The following is a 4,210-nucleotide window of genomic DNA, read 5'->3' as shown; positions in this document are numbered from 1 at the left end:
CGGCGCTTGTCGCGGAAGCCATCGCAGAGGGGCGAAAGCTGCTCGTGCAGGTTGACCGGCTCCTAACGCCGTCCGGCTATCGCTGGACTATCGCTGCGTCGTCGGAGGCCCTTCCGATATTCGCCAGCCCGTTGGCATCAAGCAGCGGAGAGCAGCATGACCACCGGCCCAGCAATGGCTTGACCTGGCCGCGAGGATAGAGGCGGCGACGGGAGCGGATCGGGAGTTGGGCCGTGAACTGCTGCTTGCTTGCGGGATGGACAAAAACGCAAGTCGGGCACTTCCTCGGCCCGCTCTATGGCTGGACCTCTCCGGACAAGGCGACCTACTTCCAAGACGACAATTTCGTGCGGAGAAGCACGATCCGACCGCCTCTCTCGACGCCCGCGATGAAGCTTGTGCCGGAAGGGCTGGCCTTCGCTGTGCCACCATCCGCAATGGGGCCCTGATGATTGGGACGATTCCGTTGCTCTGCGGTCGTGGCGCAGCGGGACGGTGTCGGGCGCGATCTGACGCCACCACCCCCGCGCTAGCCTCTGCGCCGCGCTTGCCGCGCACGCGCCGGGATGGAGGGGTAGGGTGGGAGCGGAGCGGTGCAAGATAGCGAGGCGAGCCTTATCACGGGCCTCGACATTCGGACCTTGCAAGAGAAGGCGCGCGTGGGAAATACCCGGCGCGGAAAAGCCTTTTGGTCGGTGGACCTTCGACATCGCGGCGCTTCGCCGGCTCCGCTCGAAAGGACGCAAATGCGCGGTCTCTATAAAAGGAATGGGATATACTGGGCGCGTTTCAAGCTCAGGGGGCACGAGTATCGAGAAAGCCTACGAACTCGTTCTCTCACGCTCGCGGAGCGCCGCTTGAAGGCCCTCAAAGAGCGAGTGGAAGAGACTGCCTATTTCGGCGGCGTCGATCCCGTGACATGGAAGAAGGCCGTGGTCTCATGGGCGAAGGCGTGGACCTCGCTCGGCATCAAGGGCGCGACCGGCAACCGCTATCTGACCAGCATCGCCCAATTGCGGCCGTGGCTTGATCCGAAATCGGTTCATGAAATCGACGCGGGCTTGCTCAAATCCATCGTGGCGGCTCGACGCAAGCTGGTCAGCAACGCGACGGTACGGCGCGACCTGACCGCTATCTCGTCCGTGCTTGGCCATTGCTGCCGACGAAGGATGGATCGAAGAGAACCCGGCTCACATGATGGACCGGAGCCGGTTCAAGGAAAAGCTGGTCAAAATCATCCTGCCCCGGCCTGACAGTATCGCGCGGGCCTTCGCGGAACGGTCGCGCTTCATGGACATGGCGGAACTCTCGCTCGAAACCGGGATGCGGCAGGAAGAGGTCGCCAGCCTGGAGCACGATCGGGTGGACCGTAAGCGCATGTCGATCAGCCTGGAGCACACCAAGAGCGGCGTCCGCGAAGTCCCCCTCACCGCGCGCGCCGTCACAATTATCGACCGCCAGCCGCAGTTCCTTCGGTCTCCTTATGTTTCTGGCGCGGCGACGGTGAGCGTTTCCAGAATGTCGATGCCCAGTTCTACGCCACGATCAAGCGGGTGGCACAAAAGGCGTCACGATCCGGCGCGTCGTTTCGCCGTTTCCGTTTCCACGATCTGCGCCACCTGTTCGCGGTGCTCTACCTCAGGAATCGTCGCGGCACGATCTACGATCTTCAGATGGTGCTCGGGCACAGCTCGGTCACGACGACGGGAGCGCTATCTGGATCACCTGACGCCGGAGGAAAAACATTGGGCGACGCACGGGGTGTCACAAAATGCGGCACAGGACGAGCGGTTTGAAGAAGGAAAAGCTGGATAAAATGGCGGAAATCTGCCAATAATCGACTGTCGCAAGAGACGGGCGCGGAGACTTAGCAAACCGCTGGTTTCAGCCACTCACCACGTCTCCGGCGGCGGTTTTCCTAGGGAAACTGTCAGTTATGGTCAACGCGAAACGCGCGAAAAGCGAAATTCACATCGGTTCGCCGTGGCACAACGGGCGGCACAATATGTTTCGCGTTCGGTTCCTTTTCGAGGCCCGCATGACCGCGCCTGTCATCATCGGGCGGGCGCGGCTGTGAGCAAGCGCGCGCCGCAATTCGAGCGACGTGAGCGGGACTTCTACCCGACCCGCGCGATGCTGTTTTCCCGCTCCTTCCCCATCTCGCGCCGGCGACGAGATTTGCCGAGCCGTGTGCCGGGGACGGACGCCTGCTGGATCATCTGACGGCCGCCGGTCATGTCTGCGTCGACGCGTGGGACATTGAGCCGCGCCGGGCCGATATTGCCCGCGACGATGCCACAATGGCGCTTTGCCACAACACCGACTGCTACATCACCAACCCGCCGTGGGATCGGCGCGTGCTGCACCCGATCATCCTCAACCTGTCGCGGCACAAGCCGACATGGCTGCTGTTCGATGCGGACTGGATGCACACGCGCCAGAGCGCCGAGTTCATGCCGCTGTGCCGCAGATCGTGAGCGTCGGCCGGGTCAAGTGGATTGAGGACTCGCCCTTCACCAGCAAGGACAACGCGGCCTGGTATCTGTTCGACGCCAATGCGGAGGGGCCGGCCTGCTTTATCGGCCGTGAGCGCCAAGGCAACCTGTTCGAGGAGCGGGCGGCGTGAGCGGGACGCGAGGGAACGCTCCACCGTTGAAACTCCGCCTCGAATTCGCCCTCATCGTCGCCGTGATCTGCGCCATGCTCGCGGTGAATCTGATCCGGGGCGGGATGGGATGGGGTGGAATTGGTGATCGGTTTGCCGGCGCCGGCAAGGTGATACGGGCGCTCGACCGGAGGCCCCAGTCCTTATCCCGCTTTGTGAAGCGTTGATCAATTTGCCGGCGCCGGCAAGATGATCCTAAGGCCCGCTGCATCCGCGAAGCAACGCATCCGCCCGCACCGCATAGCCGAACAACTCGATCACCTTGGCGGCGAGGATGCGGCCCTGCTCGTTCGGATCGGCGGGCATTTGGGGGTGTTCCTCCGCCACCGGCGCGGCACCTGCGGCACGTCGGCCGGATCTGGGCACGGCGCGCGCACCGGCACGTTGACCGTTTGCGTGACGATGCGCGGCTCTGGGGCGGGCGGGGTGGCGCAGCCGGCGAGGGCAGCAAACGCCGCCCCCGCCATCATGATGTGAGCCCGCTCATGCGGCCTTTGCCAGCTTCTCGCGGAGAGCGTATCCCTCCAGCTTCCAAAGCTGGCGAATTGCGTTCTCGCGGGCGAACTTTTGCCGAGATCGGCATTGAAGTTTTCGGGCGAGGCCGGCGCGCTCTCGCCAGTCACATAGAATCCGTTTTTCATCTTGATCGTGCAGAGCGTCAGCACGCCGTCGATAACAGTGTAGCTCTCGCTCGCGATCTTGGACTCCATGCTCTCCAGCGTGACGCGGGAGCGACGGCAATGGCGGCACTTTCCGCCTCGGTGACTTCAAGACTATCATGTTCCAAATCCTTTGTTTCGACCTGCCGCTGGATGCGCGCGGCCCGCTTCCGGCAATCGCCGAAACCCTAAAGCTGCCTCCATTCATCCGCTGTAAGGCCCGTAGAGCGCCCCGGGGCCTCCAAGGCCCTCCGGGTCGGCATGGGCGGCGTCCTCGCGCGCGCCCGCATCATGCGAGTCCTGGCGGGCCTGTCCGAGGCGCTGTTCGCCATGATCGTGTGCCTGTTGGATCGCCGCATTCTGCTGATCCACCGCCGCCCGGAGCGTGGCAATGCTCGCATGGGCCGTCGCCAGCGCCGCGTTCAGTCGATCGATCGCGGGCTGCATCGAAGCCTGTCCGGCGTGATAGCGATGATTGCCGTGCGCCACGAAGGCCGCGACAAGCAGGACGAGCGCCATCCCGGCGCCGAGCAGCTTGGCGGTGAGGCCGTTGAGCCAGGGGAGGGAGAGGCCGAACATCACTTCACCTCCGTGGTCGTGGTCACCGTGGCGCTTGGAGCGTCATCATGGTCCTCAAGCTCGAAAGTCGCGCCGTCCCGCCCCGCCCCCGCCTTGAATCGCCCTACCGGCCCGCCAACCGCGAGCGCGAGGATCACGGCGATCATGCCGAGCGGAAAGCCCGCTCCCATCAGGCTGATCGAGGCGATGCGCTGATGCTCGCTCGCCGCGCTCCAGCCGCCGAGCCACAGCAACAGGATCACGCCGGCAAAGCCCATGCCGCAGAAGACGGCCGGCGACATGAGCCAGAGCGAGACGGCGCGCTGCC

General features: G+C 64.1%; 9 protein-coding genes. 5 read left to right on the top strand and 4 right to left on the bottom strand.

Annotated features, from left to right (window positions below):
• The first annotated feature begins 593 nt into the window (after positions 1-593).
• Both FRZ32_RS15625 and FRZ32_RS15760 read left to right on the top strand, forming a co-directional pair.
• Complete coding sequence (locus FRZ32_RS15625) at positions 594-1,253, top strand: hypothetical protein (RefSeq protein ID WP_243445372.1); 660 nt, start codon at positions 594-596, stop codon at positions 1,251-1,253.
• The gene (locus tag FRZ32_RS15760; protein WP_424141309.1) at positions 1,147-1,815 is read left to right on the top strand and encodes a hypothetical protein; all 669 of its coding nucleotides are present in this window, start codon (positions 1,147-1,149) and stop codon (positions 1,813-1,815) included. The genes FRZ32_RS15625 and FRZ32_RS15760 overlap by 107 nt, the downstream gene beginning before the upstream one ends.
• A gap of 302 nt (positions 1,816-2,117) precedes the next feature.
• Here the strand turns inward: FRZ32_RS15760 and FRZ32_RS15470 are convergent, their stop codons facing one another.
• On the bottom strand, positions 2,118-2,315 hold the full coding sequence (locus FRZ32_RS15470; RefSeq protein WP_205008287.1) for a hypothetical protein: 198 nt from the start codon (positions 2,313-2,315) through the stop codon (positions 2,118-2,120).
• Here FRZ32_RS15470 and FRZ32_RS15465 point away from each other — a divergent pair.
• From FRZ32_RS15465 to FRZ32_RS15125, 3 genes are read left to right on the top strand one after another with little or no spacing between them, the layout of a single operon-like run.
• Positions 2,301-2,477: a hypothetical protein gene (locus FRZ32_RS15465; RefSeq protein WP_205008286.1), complete on the top strand. Its 177-nt coding sequence runs from the start codon at positions 2,301-2,303 to the stop codon at positions 2,475-2,477. The two genes, FRZ32_RS15470 and FRZ32_RS15465, sit on opposite strands and share 15 nt — an antisense overlap.
• Complete coding sequence (locus FRZ32_RS15460) at positions 2,462-2,626, top strand: hypothetical protein (RefSeq protein ID WP_205008285.1); 165 nt, start codon at positions 2,462-2,464, stop codon at positions 2,624-2,626. Before FRZ32_RS15465 ends, FRZ32_RS15460 begins: the two co-directional genes overlap by 16 nt.
• A 26-nt stretch (positions 2,627-2,652) precedes the next feature.
• A complete protein-coding gene (locus tag FRZ32_RS15125) occupies positions 2,653-2,832 on the top strand; it encodes a hypothetical protein (protein ID WP_147044521.1) in 180 nt (59 codons plus the stop codon).
• Positions 2,833-2,922: 90 nt separating this feature from the next.
• On the opposite strand, the gene FRZ32_RS15615 is transcribed toward FRZ32_RS15125, so the two are convergent.
• The 3 genes from FRZ32_RS15615 to FRZ32_RS15375 form a co-directional block, all read right to left on the bottom strand.
• Positions 2,923-3,375 carry a Gp49 family protein gene (locus FRZ32_RS15615; RefSeq protein WP_243445370.1) on the bottom strand — a complete coding sequence of 151 codons (453 nt, stop codon included), beginning with the start codon at positions 3,373-3,375 and terminating at the stop codon, positions 2,923-2,925.
• A gap of 153 nt (positions 3,376-3,528) precedes the next feature.
• Positions 3,529-3,903, bottom strand: coding sequence for a hypothetical protein (locus FRZ32_RS15115; protein WP_147044520.1), 375 nt, complete (start codon positions 3,901-3,903; stop codon positions 3,529-3,531).
• Positions 3,903-4,210 (bottom strand): hypothetical protein (locus tag FRZ32_RS15375; RefSeq protein WP_158635962.1); only part of this gene is annotated, 308 nt, incomplete at its 5' end. The genes FRZ32_RS15375 and FRZ32_RS15115, both read right to left, overlap by 1 nt.

Source organism: Sphingosinicella ginsenosidimutans, from assembly GCF_007995055.1.
Lineage (GTDB): Bacteria > Pseudomonadota > Alphaproteobacteria > Sphingomonadales > Sphingomonadaceae > Allosphingosinicella > Allosphingosinicella ginsenosidimutans.
This window is presented reverse-complemented; position numbering and strand designations above follow the sequence as displayed.